The sequence below is a fragment of the Collinsella sp. AF38-3AC genome (assembly GCF_003474365.1).
Lineage (GTDB): Bacteria > Actinomycetota > Coriobacteriia > Coriobacteriales > Coriobacteriaceae > Collinsella.
On sequence record NZ_QROM01000004.1, the window covers coordinates 107,926 to 125,542 of the forward strand.

At 60.6% G+C, this 17,617-nt stretch carries 15 protein-coding genes; 1 reads left to right on the plus strand and 14 read right to left on the minus strand.

Features of this window, described 5'->3' with window-relative positions:
• From DW029_RS04205 to DW029_RS04250, 10 genes are all read right to left on the minus strand, one after another.
• A complete protein-coding gene (locus tag DW029_RS04205; protein WP_117735443.1) occupies window positions 1–1,974 on the minus strand; it encodes an ATP-dependent DNA helicase RecQ in 1,974 nt (657 codons plus the stop codon).
• Between the two features lie 206 nt (window positions 1,975–2,180).
• On the minus strand, window positions 2,181–2,900 hold the full coding sequence (locus DW029_RS04210) for a GntR family transcriptional regulator (RefSeq protein WP_117735442.1): 720 nt from the start codon (window positions 2,898–2,900) through the stop codon (window positions 2,181–2,183).
• Between the two features lie 104 nt (window positions 2,901–3,004).
• Window positions 3,005–4,012 carry a YitT family protein gene (locus tag DW029_RS04215; protein WP_117743123.1) on the minus strand — a complete coding sequence of 336 codons (1,008 nt, stop codon included), beginning with the start codon at window positions 4,010–4,012 and terminating at the stop codon, window positions 3,005–3,007.
• A 353-nt stretch (window positions 4,013–4,365) separates the two neighbouring features.
• The gene (locus tag DW029_RS04220) at window positions 4,366–4,995 is read right to left on the minus strand and encodes an HAD family phosphatase (RefSeq protein WP_158570712.1); all 630 of its coding nucleotides are present in this window, start codon (window positions 4,993–4,995) and stop codon (window positions 4,366–4,368) included.
• Between the two features lie 159 nt (window positions 4,996–5,154).
• Window positions 5,155–6,138 carry an SIS domain-containing protein gene (locus tag DW029_RS04225; protein WP_233502247.1) on the minus strand — a complete coding sequence of 328 codons (984 nt, stop codon included), beginning with the start codon at window positions 6,136–6,138 and terminating at the stop codon, window positions 5,155–5,157.
• Between the two features lie 199 nt (window positions 6,139–6,337).
• Complete coding sequence (locus tag DW029_RS04230; protein WP_117763540.1) at window positions 6,338–7,171, minus strand: PTS system mannose/fructose/sorbose family transporter subunit IID; 834 nt, start codon at window positions 7,169–7,171, stop codon at window positions 6,338–6,340.
• Between the two features lie 13 nt (window positions 7,172–7,184).
• Window positions 7,185–7,979 carry a PTS sugar transporter subunit IIC gene (locus tag DW029_RS04235; protein WP_022095161.1) on the minus strand — a complete coding sequence of 265 codons (795 nt, stop codon included), beginning with the start codon at window positions 7,977–7,979 and terminating at the stop codon, window positions 7,185–7,187.
• A gap of 36 nt (window positions 7,980–8,015) precedes the next feature.
• Window positions 8,016–8,939, minus strand: a complete 924-nt coding sequence (locus DW029_RS04240) for a PTS mannose/fructose/sorbose transporter subunit IIAB (protein ID WP_117743119.1) — start codon at window positions 8,937–8,939, stop codon at window positions 8,016–8,018.
• A 184-nt stretch (window positions 8,940–9,123) separates the two neighbouring features.
• Complete coding sequence (locus DW029_RS04245; protein ID WP_158565191.1) at window positions 9,124–10,206, minus strand: DMT family transporter; 1,083 nt, start codon at window positions 10,204–10,206, stop codon at window positions 9,124–9,126.
• 362 nt (window positions 10,207–10,568) lie between these two features.
• Window positions 10,569–11,561: an SIS domain-containing protein gene (locus tag DW029_RS04250; RefSeq protein WP_117648180.1), complete on the minus strand. Its 993-nt coding sequence runs from the start codon at window positions 11,559–11,561 to the stop codon at window positions 10,569–10,571.
• Between the two features lie 205 nt (window positions 11,562–11,766).
• Between DW029_RS04250 and DW029_RS04255 the strand changes: the two genes are divergently transcribed.
• Window positions 11,767–12,489, plus strand: a complete 723-nt coding sequence (locus tag DW029_RS04255) for a GntR family transcriptional regulator (protein ID WP_117794030.1) — start codon at window positions 11,767–11,769, stop codon at window positions 12,487–12,489.
• A gap of 124 nt (window positions 12,490–12,613) precedes the next feature.
• On the opposite strand, the gene DW029_RS04260 is transcribed toward DW029_RS04255, so the two are convergent.
• The 4 genes from DW029_RS04260 to mfd all read right to left on the minus strand — a co-directional run.
• Window positions 12,614–13,195 (minus strand): GNAT family N-acetyltransferase, encoded by a 582-nt coding sequence (locus DW029_RS04260; protein WP_117735434.1) that lies wholly within the window; start codon window positions 13,193–13,195, stop codon window positions 12,614–12,616.
• Between the two features lie 78 nt (window positions 13,196–13,273).
• Window positions 13,274–14,299 carry a low specificity L-threonine aldolase gene (locus tag DW029_RS04265; RefSeq protein WP_117735433.1) on the minus strand — a complete coding sequence of 342 codons (1,026 nt, stop codon included), beginning with the start codon at window positions 14,297–14,299 and terminating at the stop codon, window positions 13,274–13,276.
• Window positions 14,300–14,344: 45 nt separating this feature from the next.
• The gene (locus DW029_RS04270; RefSeq protein WP_117735432.1) at window positions 14,345–15,208 is read right to left on the minus strand and encodes a phosphatase PAP2 family protein; all 864 of its coding nucleotides are present in this window, start codon (window positions 15,206–15,208) and stop codon (window positions 14,345–14,347) included.
• A gap of 154 nt (window positions 15,209–15,362) precedes the next feature.
• Window positions 15,363–17,617 (minus strand): transcription-repair coupling factor (gene mfd, locus DW029_RS11455; RefSeq protein WP_199582534.1); only part of this gene is annotated, 2,255 nt, incomplete at its 5' end.

Genomic DNA, 17,617 nt, shown 5'->3' on the forward strand with positions numbered 1-17,617 from the left:
TTACGCTCCATCTCGCGCATGCTCGGACTCAAACTCTTCAATCGCCGCCATAAACTGCTCGCCAAAGGCGTCTGCCTTTTTCTCGCCAATACCGTTGACCTGGATAAGCTCGTCGCGCGTCTGCGGACGCAGGCGGCACAGGCCGCGCAGGGCCTTGTCGGAAAAGACCATGTACGGCGCCATCTCGAGCTCGGTCGAGATTTCCTTGCGCAGGGCACGCAGGCGCTCGAACAGCTCGGCATCGTCGCCCACGCGCGGGCGCTGATCCAGCTCGGCCTCCTCGCGCAGCAGATCCACCGCACGGCGGGCGCGGGCCGAGGCCTTGCGCTTGGACGCGCGACGCTTAACGGTAAAGGCAAACGCCTCCTCTTCGACCTCGCCGGCACGCGGACCCAGGCCCACGACCGGGTACTGCCCCTGCGAGGTTGCCAAATAACCGCGGCCGCACAGCTGGCCGATGATGTCCTTGATGCGCCCGACCGATTCGCTCGACAGTTCACCGTAGCCGCGGCCCTCGTCCAGATGCATCTGGCGAATGCGCTCGGTGTTGCCGCCGTGAAGCACATCGGCGATGAGCGACTTGCCAAAGCGCATGGGCCGCGTGGCCACATAGCGCACGGTGGCGCGGGCCATATCGGTGACGTCCTCGACCTCGAACTGCGTGAGGCAGTTGCTGCAGTTGTCGCAGCCCTCGGCGTCGTCCGTGACAGCGCCGCCTACGGCCGCATGCTCGGCCGCGGCCTCGTCGCCAAAGTAGCGCAGCATGTATTCGCGCAGGCAGCCGGTGGTATTGCAGTAGCCTTCCATCTGGCTGAGCAGGCGGTATCGATTCTGGAGCGCCCACGCGCGCTGCTCATCGTCGAGCGCCTCGTCGGCCGCATCGCCGCGGTCGATCAAAAATCGCCGCATGCGAAAATCGTTGCCATTCCACAGCAGGTGACAGCTGGCAGGATCGCCATCGCGGCCGGCGCGACCTGCCTCCTGATAGTAGGCCTCGATGCTCTCGGGCACGTTGTTATGGATGACGTAGCGCACGTTGGGCTTGTCAATGCCCATGCCAAAGGCGTTGGTGGCGACCATCACCTGAATATCGTCGTCGATAAAAGCGCGCTGGCTTTGGCGACGGGCGTCGTTGCCCATGCCGGCATGGTAGCGACCAACGCGAATGCCGCTGGGGCCCAGCGCCTCGGCAAGCTCGCTCGCGAGCGCATCGACGGTCTTGCGGGTCGAGCAATACACGATACCGCTCTCGCTCGAATGCGCGATCACATAGTCGCGCACCCAGGCGGCCTTAGCCTTGTCGCCCATCTCCTCGCAGCCAAAGTAGAGGTTCTTGCGATCGAAGCCCGTCACCACGCACGCGGGGTTTTGCAGGCCGAGCATCTGCTGAATGTCAGCACGCACGCGCTCGGTCGCCGTAGCGGTAAAGGCCGCCACGATGGGGCGCTGCGGCAGGGAATCGATGAACTCGCGAATCTGCAGGTAGGCGGGGCGGAAATCCTGGCCCCATTGGCTTACGCAGTGGGCCTCGTCAATGGCCACGAGCGGCACGCCGATGCCGCCGTCCGCCGCGGCCTCCTGCGCAAAGGCTAAAAAGCGCGGCTCGAGCAGGCGCTCGGGCGCCACGTACATAAGCTGGTAGCGACCCTCGCGCGCCCGCTTGAGCACGGTGTTTTGCTGGGCCGGAGTAAGGCTGGAGTTGAGATAGCTGGGGCGTGCACCCGCCGCGAGCAGCGCGCGGGTCTGGTCCTCCATAAGCGACAGCAGCGGGCTCACCACAAAGGTGATGCCAGGCAGCATGAGCGCGGGCACCTGGTAGCAAATGGACTTGCCGGCGCCCGTGGGCATAACGCCCAGCGCGTCGCGGCCGCCAAGGATCGCATCGACCATGCGGTCCTGCCCCGGGCGAAACGAGGTGTAGCCAAAATAGGCGCCGAGCGTGTCGAGCGCCATCTGCTGCATGCTATCGGTCATGGTTTCCTAACGTCAGAATCCTCTGCCGCCGATTATACGCCGCCACGCGGACCAGCGCCGAGCTGCCGCTAGCCACGAGCAACGCGTTCCGAAAGGACGAGAGTGGATTTTTGGACACCCGACGAACGAGAGTGGATAATCTCCCACTTTAAGGCCGCCACCGGACCTAAAACGGGAGATTATCCACTCTCGTTTTCTATCCCGAACTACATCACCATAACGTAGCGCGATCCCACGTAGTACTGCTTACCCATCAGGACCGGCTCGCCGTTGGGACCGGTAAAGCCGGCACGCAGGTTGAGCAGCGGATCGTGCGGAGCAATGCCCAGCTCGGCCGCCTGCTCGACGTTAGCTCGAACGGCCTCGACCGTGCGGTAGCCAACCGAGACAATCGGCGTTCCACCAACACGCTCGACCTCGGCAAAAATCGACTTGTCCTCAAGATCGGCCGTCAACAGCTCACGGTAGGCGTCAAACGGCACAAAGATATTCTCCTCAAATATGGGCTCGCCATCGGCCGTACGCACGCGCTTGATATGCAGCAGCAGCGCGTCCTTCTGCAGGCCAAAGAACTCCATCTCGTTTTGACGCGCCGGCACAATCTGGCGATCGACCACGTGCGCGCCGGCCTTCATGCCGTTGTCGGCACATAGCGCGGAAAACGTCTGCAACGTCGAGGCATGGAACTGGCGGTTGATGTGCGGCGTGGAAACAAAGGTGCCGCGACCCTGTTGCTTAACCAGGTAGCCATCGGAGCACAGCTCCTCGACGGCGCGGCGCACCGTAATGCGGCTCACCTCGTACTGCTCGGCAAGCTCAAGCTCGGACGGGATGCGCTCCTTAGGTGCATAAACGCCTTTCTCGATCGCTTCCTTGATCTCGTCGTAAATCTGCTGGTAAAGCGGTGCATTTTTGGGCGCTGGCATATCTGATCACTCTTATCAAAATATCGAAATAACTAATACGTATATAACGTCTTTTTATATGTTACCTCAGCTTGATAAAACGATACACCGCATACAGCAAATCTTTACTTGCCGTCGTCCTGCTGCAAGCTTTCCTGATCGTGCAGACGGGCCTGCCTGCTGGCCATGCGCGCGGGCTTGTCGGGATCGGGCACGGCCGTAGGCATGGGCTCGTCGACATGACCGCCCCACCAGCCGCCCACAAAGTTAAGCGTGTGGAACACATTGATCACGGCGCCGGGGTCGACGTCGCACACCAGCTTGACGATATCCTGGCTCTCGTAGGTCGAGACAACGGTGTGCAGCAGGTACATCTTTTCGCGGCTGTATCCGCCAATGACCTCGGCGCAGCTAATGCCGTGCTGAAAGTGATTGACATAGGCGGTCATGACCTCATCTGCCTCGCGCGTCGTGATCTGCAGCGTCACGCGGTCGTAGCGGCGATAGAAGCTGTCGATGGTCTTGGTCGAAATAAATTGAAACACAATGGAGTACGCCGCGTTGTCCCAGCCAAACATAAAGCCAAAGATCGCCAGGATAAAGCAGTTAAAACCAAAGATGACGCCCCAGATGGTCTTGCCCGTGTGGTTGGAGACCCACAGAGCGATAAAGTCGGTACCGCCGGTGGATGCGCCGGACTTAAGCGCGATGGCAGCGCCCAGGCCCGAGACCACGCCGCCAAAAATGATGAGCATGATCTTGTCGCCCAAAAACGGGGCGAAGTGAAAGATATTGAGGAACAACGACGAGAGCACGACCTGCATCATCGAGAAGATGACGAAGCGCTTGCTGATGCCGCTCCAGCACAGAAGCGCCACGGGGATGTTGAGCGCCAGCATGCCGAGCGAGATGTCGATGTGAACGCCGCCAAGCGAGGTAACGCGATCGAGTAAGACGGCGACGCCGGTGAGACCGCTCGGTAGCAGGTCGGCGGGCTGAATGAACGCCTGGATCAGAAATGTCTGAAGAATGGCGGAAATCGTGACCGCCACGGCAGTAATGGCGCGGCGGACGATGGTGAGGCGGCCGAGCACGAGCACGCGGTCCGTGAGCTGATCGATGGCGTTCGCCACGTAGGCTCCTTTCGAAGGCAGATGTAATTGTGGGGCATGCCGGCGATTGTAGCATGGAGCGCGAGTGGGCGCTTCAATTAACCCTCTCTCGACAACCAAAACGAGCCAGCAGCTCCCCAACCAAAGAGCCAAATTCTAAGTGAGTAGACTTTTTACGATCTGCCGAGCACACCAAAAACTGCCACCTCTGTGACCTGCGGTTTTACTAAAGCAGATACGCTTTGTGCTCGGCATGTGCCAAAAAGTCTACTCACTTAGTCTGAGTCGAAGTCAAACGAATCAAAATCCAAGCCAAATTAAGCCAATCCGCCGCAAAAGACGTGCGAATCTGTACTACTCGTGGTGGATCGACGCTACAAAGCGGCCAAAATGTCGGCCAGGTTGTCGATGATGGTGTCGGCGGCGGACTGGTCCAGGTTGACGCCCTCGTGCGGACGCAGCGCCAGGACGCGGGCGCCGGAGCGCTTGCCGGCCTCAATGCCCATAGGCGAGTCCTCGATAACCAGGCACTCGGCCGGCTCAACACCCAACGCCTCCATGGCGCGCAAATAGATCTCGGGGTCGGGCTTAAACGCACTGCACTCATGGCCGCTGATGGTGTAGTCCAGCACGTCGGCGATACCGGCAATCTCCACCAGCTCGTCGATGAGCTCACGGTAGGACGAGCTCGCGATGGCACACTTCACGCCGCGCTCGTGCAGCTCACGCATCACCGGCTCCGTCTGCTCGTTGAGCAGCTCGGCATACGGAACGGGATGGACCGGGCTGTAGACCTGCTTGTACTCCACGCGCAGGCGCTCGCGCAGCTCAGCATCGTCGGGCACCAGCGACTTCCAAATGGCGGGCTCGTTAGACCCCGAAAGATCGGGGATCTCGTCAAAGTGGAACCCTTTCTCTTCCATAAACGCCACGCGGCGACGATTGTAGAACCACTCGGTATCGACCAGCACGCCGTCCATATCAAACAGCACCGCCTTGATCATACGCATCTCCTCCCACTTGCCAAAAAGGGACAGGTTTATTTTGGTAGGTTTTATCTGGGGTTTTGCGGCGCGTGCGCACACGCCCTCCCCAGAGCAAAAAGGGGACGGGGCAAAACCCCATCCCCTCTCAATCAACCCGTAAGGTCTACTTACTTGTGATTAGTAGGAAAGCTTCCACATGTAGCGACGCATGGTCAGCGGGTGCTGACGGGCCTCGGCGATCTGGTTGCCGTACTCGCGCATAACGGCGAGGTGCAGCAGCGGGTTGAAGTAGGTGACGACGCTTGCCGGCACGGCGTCGGCCAGGCCGTAGTCCTTGGAGTCGATCAGAGCGACCTTGGCGCCCATGCGCTGCAGGAAGGTGAGGGCGCGAGCGTCCATCGGACGGGTGGCACCGTCGGACATGAAGAAGACGTAGGGCTTACCCTCGGTGGAAACCTCGAACGGGCCGTGGAAGTACTCGCCGGTGTTGTAGGCGGCGGCGTCAATCCACTGCATCTCGGTGAACAGGAAGGCGGCGTGAGAATAAGCCATCTTCTCGGAGGCACCGGAGGCCATGAAGTAGATCATCTCGTCGTCCTTGAAGTCCTGGGCGAACTGCTTGGCGAGTCCCTTGGCGGACTGAGCGGCGTTCTCGCAGAGCTCAAAGACGTTGGTGAGGCCGGTGATCATGTCCTCGTAGTGGTCATAGCCCTCGGTCTGCTGAAGGATCTCGAGAGCAAGGGCGATGGCATAGCCGGGCTTCTCGCACTTGGCAGCGTAGTTGGCGTGGAAGCCGTGGACGATGACGTGGTCGGCGTCGACGGTCAGAGCGGAGCCAGCCTTGTTGGTGAGGGAGACGACCGGGCAGTTGTGCTTCTTAGCGGTCTTGTTGGCCTCGACGGTCTCGGGCGTGGAGCCACCGAGGGAGCAGGTGATCACGAAGGTGTGCTCGTTGACCCAGGAAGGCGTGTCGTAGTTGAACTCGTTAGCGGTGAAGATCTGAACGTTCAGCTTGTCCGTGTTGTTGGCCAGGAAGTACTTGGCGGGGTAAAGATCGGACATAGAAGCACCGCAGCCGACGAAGGCGACGCTGTGGATCTCGTGGTTGGACAGGACGTCAGCGACGATCTGCTTAGGGAGGTTAAGGTCGATCTCGTACATCTGACACATTCCTTTCGAATTTTTGCGGCGTCACATTGCCGGACGCTCGCAGGGTTACCGTGGCTAGGACCGAGTCGCCGGCCCGTTGAGGATGCGACAAAGGGACTGTCCCTTTGACACATTTAGGGATGGAAGCCTGCCTGGGGTATGGGATGCCAGGCAGGCCCCCGGGGGAAAGCGGTTAGACGCTGGGTCGCGACTAGGCCAGGATGCCGACCGCGGAGAGGGCGATGCCGCCCACGATGGCGATCACGAGAAGCCAACCGGTGTTGACGTTCTTCTTGATGAGCCAGTACATAAGGCCGGTGAGGCCAAGGGAGATCATCTGGGGCATCATGCCGTCCAGGATGTCCTGGATAACGACGGTACCCTCAGCGAACTGCAGCGGGGTGGTGGCGCCGATCAGCGTAGCGATCATGCCGCCCACGGACATAAGACCCACGATGCCGCAGACATACATGAGCTTCTCCATGAGGTCGCCGCCCTGGAGCTTGCCCAGGTACTCGTGGCCACCCTGGTAGCCCATCTTGGCGGCGAACCAAGTGATCAGCACGGAGGGCACGATGGAGATGAGCATGGCCAGGATCGGGCCCATGATGGAGCCCTGCTGAGCCAGCTGGACGCCCAGACCAAAGGCGATGACGCGGATGGTGCCCTGGAAGAAGGAGTCACCGATACCGGAAAGCGGGCCCATGAGGGAGGTCTTGACCGCGTTGATCGAATCGGGGTCGAAGTTCTCGGGATCCTTGGCGTACTCCTCCTCCATGGAGGCGGCGAGGCCCAGGACGAAAGCGCTCGTCTGCGGGGTGCAGTTGTAGAACGCCATGTGACGATGGTAGGCCTCTTTCTTAGCAGCGAGCTGCTTGGGGTCAGACTCGTCGGGGTAGAGGCGATCGAGCGTGGGAACCATGCCGTAGAGGAAGCCCATGTTCATCTGACGCTCGTAGTTCCAAGAGGCCTGGATGGCCCAGGAGCGCCAGAAGAACTGGCTGACCTTCTTGTTCAGGGACACGTCCTTGGTTGTGGTTGCCATAGTGTGTTCCTCCTTAGTCTTCGTCGTCTTCGAGCGGATCGTAGTCGGAATCGACACCGGCGGCTGCATGGGAACCGTTGAACTTGAAGCCCATGAAGACGACAGCCAGGCACACACCGATCAGAGCGACCGCGATGACGGACAGGTTGAGGTAAGCGGCGAGCAGGAAACCGATGAACAGGAACGGGGTCATACCCTTCTTGATCATCATGGTGAGCAGCAGGGCCAGACCGTAGGCGGTCATGATCTTGGTCGAGACGTTCAGACCAGTGGACAGCCACTCGGGAACCATGTTGACGATGGCCTGGACCAGGTCGGTACCGACAAAGACGGCCAGGAAGATCGGCAGGAAGTACATGATGGCGTACAGACCGGAGCCGGCGCAGATGTGCATGCGGTAGGCGGTCTTGAACTTGCCGTTATCGATCGCGCTATCGGCCACATGGGTGAGGGCGGCGATGATGGAACGGAACACGATGCCGAGGAGCTGACCCAGGACGGCGACCGGGATGGCGATCGTCATGGCGGTCTCGGCGGAAGCATCGGTCAGGCACGCGAAGGCAGCTGCCACGATGCCGCCCAGGACCATATCGGGCGGAACGGCGGCGCCGACCTGCACCAGGCCCATGGACACGAGCTCGACGGCGGCACCGACGGCAAGGCCGGTGGGCACATCGCCCAGCAGCAGACCGACGAGCGTGGCGCCAACGAGGGGCTGCTCGAAGTTAAGACGACCGAGCAGGCGGGAGTCCCACATGCAGAACACGCCGACGAGGCCGACGAGCACCGCACTGATGAACGTATTCATACCCTTCTCCTTTCAGTCAGGCAAAAGCCTGGTTGATTACAGCTTGGCGTCGATGTCGACGCTCTGATACGTGGGGGTCTGCTGGACGTAGAGCTTGATGCCCATGTCGAGCAGCTGGTTGACGTCGGCCTTCTGGGTGGCGTCGAAGAAGACGGAGCTGTCCTTGCCGCCGACCTGATCGGCACCGTCGTGGTTGGCGGTGGCGCCCAGGTTGATGGCGTCGAGTTTGTAACCCTGGCAGAACTGCAGCATCTCGGCCGTGTTGCCAAAGACGAACATGACGCGCTCGCCGAGGGTGTTGAGCTTGTCCATCTTGGCGAGGGCACGCTCGACGGTGAAGACGTTCAGGCGCACGCCCTGGGGCTTGGCCAACTTTAGAGCACCCTTCTTGATGTCATCGTTGGCGGCAGCGTTGTCGACGACGATGATGCGCTCGGCCTGAACCTTGGTGGTCCAGGTAAAGACGACCTGGCCGTGCAGCAGACGGTAGTCAAGACGTGCGAGGACGATCTTGGCGGGACCGGAGCCGTGACGGGGCGCCTTGGCCTTCTTAGTGGGGGCCACGGCAGCCTCGATCGGCGCGTTGGGGTTGGTCAGACCGGTGCGGGCCTCGTTGATGAGGGCCGCGAGCTCGGCGCCCGTGACGGGGACGGGGCTCATAGCAAGCGTCAGTGCCAGCGGAATGTTGAAACCGCTGATCACCGTGAATGCTGCACCGTTGCGGGAAAGCTCGACCATGCTGTTGTTGACCGAGCTGCCGAGCATATCGGTCAGCACATAGACGGTGTCGTCCGCGTTGAACGTGGCGATCAGAGCGTCCACCTTATTGGTGATGGGCTCCTTGTCGTCACGAGCAAGCGACACGACGTGGACGTTCGACACGTCGCCGAGAACCATCTCGAGCGTGTCTTTGGCGCCTGCGGCCAGGCCGCCATGAGATGCGAGAATGATCTGATTCATCTTGCCTCCTCCTTTTCGTTATGGTCATTATAACGTCTTATACGTTGCGAATATTGATAATTATTATAAGAACCACTCACGGCCAAATATCGACCGTTCGCGGGTTTAACTGACTGGAAACGAAAGCGCCGTGGCTCGTTGGACAGTCCCGCTCAGTTACGTTCCCCAAGGGCTTACACTGCCTCTATCGCACGAAATACCAGGGGCTTTCCTGCACGGTGGGTTCCAGCGCGATGCCCGTGCGCTCCTTGAAGAGATCCATGTCCTGCGATTTCTCCGTCCACCACGCGTTGGGCTTAAAGGTCATGCTCTCAATAACATGGCCGACAAAGGTACTGTTGCGCAGCATGGTAAAATCCGTATTCATGATCACGATGGACACGAGCACCAAGACAATGCCCAATACTTTGATCGTGCCGGCGGGCTCCGCGTAGATACCAATGCCCAGCAGTACGGTGACGACTGTCTCGAATGACATTACGACGGGAACTTTCGACGTCTCGAGCCCCATGGATAGACCCTGCATATATAAGATGTAAGCCACGGCTGTGGGGATGAGTCCAAAGCCAAGGAACAGCAGCAGCAGCTGTGGCGACATTGCCACGGCGACATCCGGCCACGGAGCCGCGATAGCTGCCATAACCGCACCGCCAAAAACAAAGCCCCAAAACGTGACGGCCAGCGGGTGGACCGTCTTGGTTGCTATTCGGCTAAACACCGCGAGCGACGCACCACAAAGGCCCGCAATCACGCCCGACGTGACGCCCCAAACCGAAAAATGGAAACCGGAAAGGTCGCCATTGGTCACTGCAAGTACACAGCCACCTATGTTAAAAGCGATGGCAACAAGCTTGTTAGGGGTCACGTCCTCACGATAAAGCACGCGGCCGAGCACGACGCCAAACACCGGCGAGGTGTAGAGCAGCACCGAGGCCGTGGACATGCCCACCTCGCCCATGCACTCGTAATAGCAGGTGTTGGCGGCGGCCAAACCGACGATACCGACAAGCGCGCAGGGAACAAGCTCTTTAGGGCTTGCCTTGAACAGGGCCAGCGGACCCTGAGCCACGGTAGACCCCTCACCCGGACGGCAGCCCATAAACATCAGGACCGGCGCCAAGATAAGCGCTCCGACCAACAAGCGAAAGGCAGCCATGCTCTGGGACGAAACGCCCATGGCCGAGATGCCGTTTACAAAGATTCCGATGCTGCCCCACATAAGCGCGGCGATCAGCACCAGCACATAGCCCAGATTGCTTCTCTTCAACGTAGCCTCCTTGGCTTTGTTTCCAGTATGTTTCATGCTACGTTATAGTCGTTATATACATTTATCAAGACACAAATCGGCAAACGGGAAATCTCTAGACAAAAGGAGTGTAGTCATTGGGGACGTTCTTAAACGACTAGTCAAACAAAAACGTCCCCGATGACTAGTCACCCAACTGCCGCAAAATGACGAGAGTGAATAATCTCCCACTTTGAGCCACCAAACAGGCCAAAAACGGGAGCTTATCCACTCTCACCTTGGGGCAGTCGTTTAAGTACGTCCCCAATGAGTGACCCGCCGCAGGTAGAGGACGGACAGCGCAGCGTCGAGCCGTTACGCGGTTTGGTAAAACCGCGTAACTCCTAGTAGTCCAGCTTCCACATGTAGCGGCGCGTCATGTAGTCCTTGTGGGTAACGGCAGAGAGTGCACGCATGTACACGTTGTTGAGGATCGGCGCAAAGATCAGGTGGTTGAAGTACTCGCTCACGCTGTCTTTGATGTCGTTGAGACCGAGCTCCTTGGCATCGAGCTGATAGACGCGCTCGCCACCGTACTGGTTGACAAAGCGGATGCCGCGCTCGTCATTGCAGCGGCTGCGGCCGACGCTGATGAGCTGGAACAGCGAGGTGCGCTTGTCCAGGATCTCGAAGGGGCCGTGGAAGAAGTCGCAGGTGTTGATGGTGCAGGAGTCGATCTGCAGCATCTCCTGCACGTTGCAGATGCTAAAGACATAGGCGGCACCAAAGAGCGGACCCTGAGCCATGACGTTGATGCAGGGCTTGTCAGCGTTCTGCTCGGCCCACTTGGCAGCGAGCGGACGGGTGTACTCAACGGCCTTGCGATAGATAGGATCGACCAGGTCGAAGGCTGCCATAGCGGTCTCGTACTCGGCATAGCCCTCGGTCTGCTGCGTAAGCTCCATAGCGATCATGGTCACAACGGCGGAGTTGGTGCGGCCCATGCAGGACTCGTCGACGGCCAAGCTGTCGTACTGAATCTTGTAGTCACAGACCTCGGTGAGGGCGGACTCGTCAACATAGATGGCGATGGTGCTGGCGCCGTGGTCCTTAGCGACCTGAGCGGCGACAATGGTCTCCTTGGTGCCGCGCATGGAAACGACGACGGCCAGGGTGTTCTCGTTGACGTAGGCCGGGGTGGCGTGCACGAACTCGTTGCTGGTGTAGCTGGAGCTCACGACCTGCGTAGCCTCGTGCTCCATAAAGTACTGGGCAGGATAGTTGCCGCCGTTGGATCCGCCGGCGCCAATCCACACAACGCGCTTGATGCCGCCCTTGTCTGCCTTGTCAGCCAAAACCTGGGAGACGACATCCTTAACCTGTTCCTGAGTAGTCATCGTGCATCAGCCTTTCTTCTCATTTGATGCTCTTGATGGCATACAAGTTACATACATGTTTTAGCGATGTCGACTAGTTGTATGCTATATTTGTCTTAGATATTTTGCTGATACGGTATATAAATACTCGTTACCAGCGGTTTTGTTGTTGAATTGGATACATGCTTGATTAGGCAAGCATACAGGTTAGATACAGGTTGATCGCATGAGCGCTTCATCTAAAAAGAAACTGACCCAATACGAGCGTCTGGCGGCCACGCTTCGCGACCGCATCGCTGCCGGCATCTACGCCTGCGGTGACAAGCTGCCGTCCGAAATGGAGCTCATGGACGAATCGGGGCTGTCGCGCAGCACTGTGCGCCATGCCCTTAAGGTGCTTGTTGACGAGGGCCTGGTTCGCACCGAGCGCGGGCGCGGCGCCTTTGTGGCTGACACGCCGGCGCTCCACGAGAACAACCTGGTGTTTTCGAGCTACACGGCGCAGATCCAGGGCCAGGGCATGAAGCCCACCACGCGCACGGTGGACTCGGGCTTTGCCAAGGCTGCCGGCGACGTGGCCAAGTTTTTCGATGCCGCCGTGGGCAGCAAGCTCGTCAAGCTCGTCCGTCTGCGCTATCTAGACGATGCGCCGCTGTGCTTGGAGACCACCTATCTGCCGCCAAGTTTTGAGGCGCTCATCGATCGCGATATCAACGGATCGCTCTACACCGCACTGCGCCAGGAGTTCCATCGCGCGCCGGCGCAGGGGCACAAGACCTTTGAGGTGTGTTATGCCTCGCAAAACGAGGCGTTTTTGCTCAATGTGAAGCGCGGGCAGGCGCTGATTCTGATCACCGACTACGTCTACGACACCGACGGCCGCCCGCTGCACATCTCCAAGCGTATCCAGCGCACCGACCGCGCCAAATACACCGAGCCCATCGGCTAACCACCACCAAAACCACCACAATGGGGACAGGCACCTTTGTGGTGGTTTTTAAGGTTAACGCGCCAAAAACGGCCGATTTTCGAGAGAAACCACCACAAAGGTGCCTGTCCCCATTGTGGTGGTTTTAGGCGAGGAGGTCGGGGAACCAGGTTGGTTTGGGTTGGTTGGGGACGCGCTCGGCTAGGACCAGCTCCATCCAGCACATGTCGTACCAGCGGCCGAACTTTTGGGCGCAACGGTCGAAGGCGCCCACCAGGCGATACCCCATATGGGCATGGAAGTCCTGGCTGTTGTGCGTCAGATACTCGTCGTCTTTGTCGTGCGGTACGGCGATGAGCGCGCACATGTTGGTGATGCCCATCGCGACCAGGCATTGCTTGAGCGCATCGTGCAGCTTGCGACCCAGCCCACCATGGCGCACATCGCGCGCCAGGTAGATTGACGTCTCGACCGACCAGTCGTATGCCTCGCGGCTGTTGAGCGGGCTCACGTAGGCATAACCCACCGGACGCCCGTCCAGCTCCATCACCAGATACGGATAGCGCTTGAGTGTACGCTCGATGCGCCCGGCGAACTCCTCAACGCTCGGCACCTCGTATTCGCAGGTAATCGCCGTCTGGCGCACATACGGCTCATAGATGGCAAGCAACGCCGGCGCGTCTTCGGGCGTCGCCAGGCGAATCGTCGGCTCGGACATCTCGGCCATACAACCCTTCCCTCTCAAAAGCAAAGGCCGCCCCGCGCCAAACCCAGGTGCAAGGCGGCCCCTCGTCATTACATCAACCTACAGGACAGCCGCCAGCGCGTCGATGTCCTCCTGCGTCGTGGCCCAGCTGGTGCAAAAACGTACCACGGTGTGGGCCTCGTCGTACTTTTCCCAGTACTCGATCGAGGCATGTTCGCGAATGCGGGCCATGTCCTCGTTGGGCAGAATCACGAACTGCTGGTTGGTCGGCGTCTCCAAGAAGAACTGGTAGCCGCGCTCGTGCAGCACGCGACGAAGCGCCTGCGCGGCCTCGATTGCCTGGCGACCAACCTCAAAATACAGGCCATCGGTAAAGAGTGCCTCAAACTGCACGCCCGTCAGGCGGCCCTTGGCAAGCAGCGCTCCGTGCTGCTTAATGCGCGGAATGGGATGTGCCGGAGCGTGCATGCCGCAAAACACCACGGCTTCGCCGCAAAGCGCGCCGCACTTGGTGCCGCCAATGTAGAACACGTCGCACAGCTGTGCCAGCTCGGGCAGGGTAATGTCGCACTCATCGGCTGCCAGCGCATAGGCCAGGCGGGCGCCATCCACAAACAGCGGAATCTGGCGCTTCTGGCACACCGCATGAATCGCCGCGAGCTCGGCCTTGGAGTACAGCGTGCCGTACTCGGTCGACAGGCTCACATACACGGCGCCCGGGAATACCGTGTGCTCGTAGCTCTCGTTTTCGTAGAACACCTGGATATAGTTTTCGAGATCCTCGGCGTGCATCTTGCCCTCGTAGCCAGGGATGGTGAGCACCTTGTGGCCGCCAAACTCGATGGCGCCCGCCTCGTGGCAGGCAACGTGGCCAGTCTCGGCAGCAACGACGCCCTCGTACGGCGCAAGCAGCATGTCGATCACCGTCGCGTTAGCCTGCGTGCCGCCCACCAGGAAAAACACGTCGGCGTCAGGCGCCTGGCAGGCCTCGCGAATAAGTTGCTTGGCACGCTCGGTATGTGCATCGGTACCGTAGCCGGGTTGCGGCTCCATATTGGTGTCGACGAGCGCCTGCAGCACCGCCGGATGTGCGCCGTGGGAATAGTCGTTGTTGAACGCGAGCATGATAATCCTCTCTAGCCGGGCACGAGCCCGATGATTCAGATGGGGCTATTGTACGCCGCCCGGATAAGCAATGCGCGCGGCAAGGCACTCGAGCGCCAGCACCAGGGCAAAGCCGCAGCTCACGTCACTCAAAAAGTGCGCGCCAATCACGATGCGACCAAAGGCGACGAGCGCCGCAACCACAGCGGCGACCCAAAAGACCACGCGGCGGCGCGACGGCTTTTCCTTAAAGGTCGCCGCGGGAAGCCCGGCGAGCATAAGACCGATCGCCGCGTGCGCCGTGTGTCCGCTCGCAAACGACTTAAAGCCGTCCTTGATCACGCCGGCGGCGATATAGGCCCACTTGTCGGGGTTACCGATCACCCACCACGGCTGAAAATCGAGTCCCTGCGTCACCGCGATCACGCGCATGCGCGGGCGCGACCACAGCGGCTTGACGATCACGTTGAGGATGACGGCCTGGGCGACCCACACGGCAAGCACCATCAACGCCCAGCGCGTGAGCTCTTTGGGATCGGTATCGCGCGTGAGGCGGCAGACGATAAGGTTGGCGGCGATGACCAGCACAAACGTCAGCACCAACTGTGCTGCGACAAGTTTGCCGCCAACCCGCAGGGACGAAACGACCTCGTAGCCAGTCAGACCGACGTTGACAAGGATGCCGAGCACGGCGAGCCATTTGCTCCCCCTGGAGTCGGGACGCACCGCGCGCACGAGCATAACGCCCGCGATGCTCGCCGTCAGCTCGAACGGCAGCTCGCCGGCGGCCTCGATAAAGCGGCCGTACATGCTAGCGATGTTAAACAGCGCGCTCGAGATCTGATAATCGAAAAAGCTGCCCACGCACAGACAAAGGCACAGGACAACCGCGATAGCAGCGGCATCTTTCTTGTAAATGTACCCGAACATGCTTTCCTTTCGATGGGGCGAAGGGTCGACCCGCAACGTGGTGGGACAAAGTTATCAGTAGTTTTTGTCCCAGGGTTGCTTGCGTTGACAGGCTCGATGCGACTGTCGCACCTGGGACAAAACTACTGATAACTTTGTCCCACCGACTTACTTGTTAGTCGTCGTCGCTCGCACCCAGCTGCTGCAGCAGCATGAGTGCGGCCGCCACGGGGCCGGTGCCGTCGTCGGCGTCGAGACCACGGCCCAGGCCGCTGCCTGCGCCGGCGCCCGCCTTGTAGGGCACCGATAGCTTGCGGCTCTTGGGGAAGTTCACCGCGCCATAGCGGGTCTTGAACTCAAAGGCCACCTTCTTGGGCACGTCGACGCCCAGGAAGGTAATGCGCCCGCCGCTGAGCGTGACACTCTCGAGCCCCAGGCGCTCGCCGCGAATACGAATGCGCGCACGGTTGAACAGGTTGAGCCCCGCCAACGGCAGCTCGCCATGCGCGGCCTCGGTCTCTTCCTGCACCTCGTCGATGCTCTCCAGGTCCTCGGCCGCCGCGAGCTTACGGTACACGAGCACGCGCTGGTCCACCGCCGGCAGGTACTCCTCGGACAAGAAGTAATCGGCCGGCAGGTTAATGCCCACGTTCGCCGCCTCCACGCCGGCATCGTCGTCGCCGCGCGCCTCGGCCACGGCCTGGCCCAGCATCTGCGTAAACAGGTCAAAGCCCACGCTCGACAGGTTGCCGTGCTGCTCGGCGCCCATAAGCGAGCCGGCGCCGCGAATCTCCAGGTCGCTCATGGCGATGCGCATGCCGCTGCCCAGGTCCTGGAACTCGGAAAGTGCGGTCAGGCGCGCCGTCGCCTCCTCGGTGAGCGGCAGCTCGCCCGGGAACATAAAGTACGCGTAGGCCTGCGTGGCCGAGCGACCCACACGGCCCTTGAGCTGGTAGAGCTGTGCCAGGCCCAGGCGCTGCGAGTCCTCGATGATAAGCGTGTTGGCGCACGCGTTGTCGATACCGCTCTCCACGATGGTCGTGGCAATGAGCACGTCGATCTTTTTGGTCGCGAACTCGATCATCACGTCCTCGACCTCGCGCGGGCTCATCTTGCCGTGCGCCACGCCCACGCGCGCCTCGGGCGCGGCCTCGTGCACGCGCGCCACGGCGTCGTCGATGGTCTTGACGCGATTGGACACGTAGTACACCTGTCCGCCGCGACTCACCTCCAGGCGAATCGCTGCACTCACCACGTCGGGGTCGTACTCCCCCACGTGCACAATCACGGGACGGCGCCCGGTCGGCGGTGTGGTGATCAGGCTCATGTCGCGCACGCCGCTCGTCGCCATCTGCATGGTGCGCGGAATGGGCGTTGCCGAAAGCGTGAGCACGTCGATCTGCTCGCGCAAGTTCTTGAGCTGCTCCTTGTGCTGCACGCCAAAGCGCTGCTCCTCGTCGATGATCACCAGGCCCAGGTTCTTGGGGTTCACATCGGCCGAAAGCAGGCGATGCGTGCCAATAAGCACATCGATCGTGCCCTCGGCAAACGCCTTGAGCGCGCGCTTTTGCTGCGCCGGCGTGCGGAAGCGGCTGAGCACCTCGACCTCAAGGCCAAACGGGGCAAAGCGCTCAAAGAACGTCTCGTAGTGCTGCTGGGCCAAAATAGTCGTGGGGCAGAGCACCATGACCTGACGGCCGGAGTCCACGCACTTAAACGCCGCGCGCAGGGCGACCTCGGTCTTGCCAAAGCCCACATCGCCGCACAGCAGGCGGTCCATGGGCTTGGGCGCCTCCATGTCTGCCTTAATGTCGGCGATGGCCTCCAGCTGGTCGCGCGTCTCGTCGTAGGGAAAGCTCTCCTCCATCTCGATCTGCTCGGGCGTGTCGGGTGGGCAGGCGATACCGGTAATCGAGGAGCGGCGCGTATACAGATCGACCAGGTCAAACGCCAGCTTTTTGGCGTTCTTGCGCGCCTTGTTGGTGGCACGCGTCCAGTCGGCGGTGTTGAGCCTGGTCAGGCGTGGCTTGTCGCCGTCGGGGCCAACATAGCGTGTGATGCGGTCGACCTGCTCGAGCGGCACATAGAGCTTGTCGCCGTCGGCATATTCCAGCAAAAAGTAGTCGCGCTCCTTGCCGCCCACTTCCTGGCGCGCAATCTCGCTAAAGAGCGCGATGCCATGCGTTGCGTGCACCACGTAGTCGCCCGGCTTAAAGGGGAAGGTGATCTGCGTAATGTCGACCTTGCGGCGGCTGCGGGCACGGTTGGCATCCATGCGGGCGTTGAGGTCGGCGATCGAGAACACGGCTAGATTGGCATCGGGCACCACCACGCCCTGCGGCAGAGCGGCATCCACAAAGGTCACGCGCCCGCGCGAGATGGTGGGCACAGCGGCACCGGCGGCAGCCTGGGCCGCGCCCCCCCCCCCCC